Annotated in this window: 3 protein-coding genes; all 3 read left to right on the plus strand. The window is 75.4% G+C overall.

Going from position 1 to position 3,272, the window contains the following annotated elements; genetic code table 11:
- Window positions 1–1,141: DUF5682 family protein (locus GTW67_RS04825; protein ID WP_237518666.1), on the plus strand; the 1,141-nt coding region annotated here is incomplete at its 5' end.
- Complete coding sequence (locus GTW67_RS04830; protein WP_202436824.1) at window positions 1,138–2,319, plus strand: vWA domain-containing protein; 1,182 nt, start codon at window positions 1,138–1,140, stop codon at window positions 2,317–2,319. The genes GTW67_RS04825 and GTW67_RS04830, both read left to right, overlap by 4 nt.
- Before the next feature lie 140 nt (window positions 2,320–2,459).
- On the plus strand, window positions 2,460–3,272 hold an 813-nt coding region (locus GTW67_RS04835; RefSeq protein ID WP_161163551.1), incomplete at its 3' end, for a hypothetical protein.

Below are 3,272 nucleotides of genomic sequence, written 5' to 3' on the forward strand. Positions count from 1 at the left end.
TGAGACCGACGCCGGCCGCAGCAGGCTGCTGCACCGGCTGCGGCTGCTCGGCATCGGCTGGGGAGAGCCGGCCGGATCGCGGGGCAGCACGGGCACGTTCCGGGAGACCTGGCGGCTGCGCTGGGAACCCGAACTCTCCGTGCGGGTGGCCGAGGCCGGGGTGTGGGGCACGGCCGTGCTCGCCGCCGCGACCGCCAAGGCCGAGGCGGACGCCGTCACCGCAGGAGGGCTCGCCGAGGTCACCGCGCTCGCCGAGCGCTGCCTGCCCGCCGCGCTGCCGGACGCGCTCCCCACGGTCATGCGGGCCCTCACCGACCGGGCGGCGCTCGACACGGACGTCGGCCACCTCGCCCAGGCCCTGCCCGCCCTCGTCCGCGCGCTGCGCTACGGCGACGTGCGCGGCACCGACACCGGCGCGCTGGCCGAGGTCGCCGCGGGACTCGCCGAGCGCGTCTTCGTCGGCCTCCCCGCGGCCTGTGCCGCGCTGGACGCCGACGCCGCCGAGGAGATGCGGCGTCACGTGGACGCCGTGCACGGCGCGGTGGGCCTGCTCGGCGACGACCCCGCGCCCGGCCACGCCGATCTGCGGCCCCGCTGGCAGGCGGTGCTGCGGGGGCTGTCCGCGCGGGACACGGTGGCCGGCGTCGTCCGGGGCCGCGCCGTGCGGCTCCTGCTGGACGACGGCGCGCTGGCACCGGACGAGACGGCACGGCACATGGCGCTCGTCCTCTCACCCGGGACACCACCGGCGGACGCGGCGGCCTGGATCGAGGGCTTCGTCGGGGGCGGCTCCGGGGGAGGGATGCTCCTCGTCCACGACGAGCGGCTGCTCGCCCTGGTCGACGCCTGGCTGACCGGCGTACCGGCGGACGCGTTCACGGACGTGCTGCCGCTGCTGCGCCGCACCTTCTCGGCGTACGAACCGGGAGTGCGCCGCACCCTCGGCGAGCTGGTCCGGCGCGGGCCGGAGGGACGGGGCGCCGTGACGACGGCCGGCTCGGGCGTACCCGGCTTCGCCGACGTGCTCGACACCGCACGCGCGGACGCCGTGCTGCCGGTGGTCCGCCTCCTGCTGGGCCTGGACGCGCACGACGGCCTCGCGGACGCGGACGACAACGACCTCGTGGGGGTGGACGCATGACGACCGAGCGCACCGAGACGGAGATGGACACGGACCCGGCGGGGGAGCGGCTGCGGCGGTGGCGGCTCGTGCTCGGCGGCGACACGGCCGACGGCACCGGATGCGCGCTGTCCGGACGGGACGCCGCGATGGACGGGGCACTCGGCGCGCTCTACGGGAAGAACGGCGGAGCGGGGACGCGGCGGGAGCGTTCGGCGGGGCTCGGGGCCTCCGCCCCGTCCGTGGCGCGCTGGCTGGGGGACATCCGGACCTACTTCCCGTCCTCCGTGGTGCAGGTCATGCAGCGGGACGCCATCGACCGGCTGGGCCTCGCCTCCCTGCTGCTGGAGCCGGAGATGCTCGACGCCGTGGAGGCCGACGTCCACCTCGTCGGCACGCTGCTCTCCCTCAGCAAGGCGATGCCGGAGACGACGAAGGAGACGGCACGGGCCGTCGTCCGCAAGGTCGTCGAGGACCTGGAGAAGCGGCTCGCCACCCGCACCCGGGCCACCCTCACCGGCGCGCTCGACCGCAGCGCCCGGATCGGCCGGCCCCGCCACCACGACATCGACTGGAACCGCACGATCGCGGCCAACCTCAAGCACTACCTGCCCGAGCACCGCACCGTGGTGCCGGAACGGCTCATCGGCTACGGGCGGGCGTCCCGGTCGGTGAAGAAGGAGGTCGTCCTCTGCATCGACCAGTCGGGCTCCATGGCGGCATCGGTCGTGCACGCCTCCGTGTTCGGGGCGGTACTGGCCTCCATGCGGTCGATCGACACCCGGCTGGTCGTCTTCGACACGGCGGTCGTCGACCTCACCGACCAGCTCGACGACCCGGTCGACGTGCTCTTCGGCGTGCAGCTGGGCGGCGGTACGGACATCAACCGGGCGCTGGCGTACTGCCAGTCGCAGATCACCCGGCCCGCGGAGACGGTGGTCGTGCTGATCAGCGACCTCTACGAGGGAGGCATACGGAACGAGATGCTCAAGCGGGTCGCGGCGATGAAGGCGGCGGGGGTGCAGTTCGTGACGCTGCTGGCGCTGTCCGACGAGGGGGCGCCCGCGTACGACCGGGAGCACGCGGCGGCGCTGGCCGCGCTGGGCACGCCGGCCTTCGCCTGCACGCCGGATCTCTTCCCCGAGGTGATGGCGGCGGCGCTCGAGAAGCGGCCGCTTCCGATACCGGACGCCGGGTGACGATTTGTCGATGTACGGTGGCCTGTTTCCGGGCAGCAAAACGGACATGACTACCCATCGGTAACGGGGAGCTTGCGCAACCTCCCGAGTCCCGTGCGAGGATCGCGCGTCCGTACGCCGCAGGAGGAAGCTCCCCCTTGATGTCGTCAGCAGCCCTGCCCGGTGCCGCTCTGCGCGTGATGCGCACGGCGGCCGGGTGGCGTGCGCTGCGTCTGGCACTGCTCGTGGGCGGGCTGTTCCTGCTCGGTGTGGTCTGCGGGGAGCGGGCGCAGGCGGCCGAGGGAGTGCCGGCGGTGCCGGATGCCGTGGGCAGGGTGCTGGGCGCCGTTCCGGTGGAGCGGGCCCTGGCGGCCCCCGCCGCCGAGACGCCCTCCGCGGCACCGGAGTCCCGGCCCGGCCGCGCCGCCGTTCCGGCCCTGCTCGACGCCCCCCTTCCGGTGACGCCGGACGACCTCCGCCCGGTGACCGACGGCGTCGTCCGCACCGTGACGGACGGGGTTCTGCGGCCGGTCGGTGGCGTGGTGGGGACGGTGACCGAGGAGCTGGGCGAGGCCGTGGGGGTGGAGGTGCCGCCGCTGGAGGCGTTGCCGCTGCCGTCGTCGCCCTCGCTGCCCACGGTCCCCTCGTCGCCGCCGACGTCGACGCTGCCGGACACCTCCGGGCTGCCCGACGGGTCCGACGTGTCGGACGGGTCCGGACTTCCTGACCTGACCGACCCGACCGACCCGCCTGTTCAGCAGATCCCCGGGGATCAGGAACCGGGCTCCGTGACCGCGCCGGACGCCGAGGCCGGCGAGGCCGCCCACGCCCGGGCCTCCTCCGACGGTCCCGCGACGAGCGGCCCTGCGGACGTCGCGTACGGGCCGGGGCTCGACGGGGACGGCGGGACGCCGGCGCACGACGACGCCCGTGGTGTCCCGGCAGGTCCCCCCGCCCACGCACCGGCCCACCGG

This window comes from Streptomyces sp. SID5910 (assembly GCF_009862125.1).
Lineage (GTDB): Bacteria > Actinomycetota > Actinomycetes > Streptomycetales > Streptomycetaceae > Streptomyces.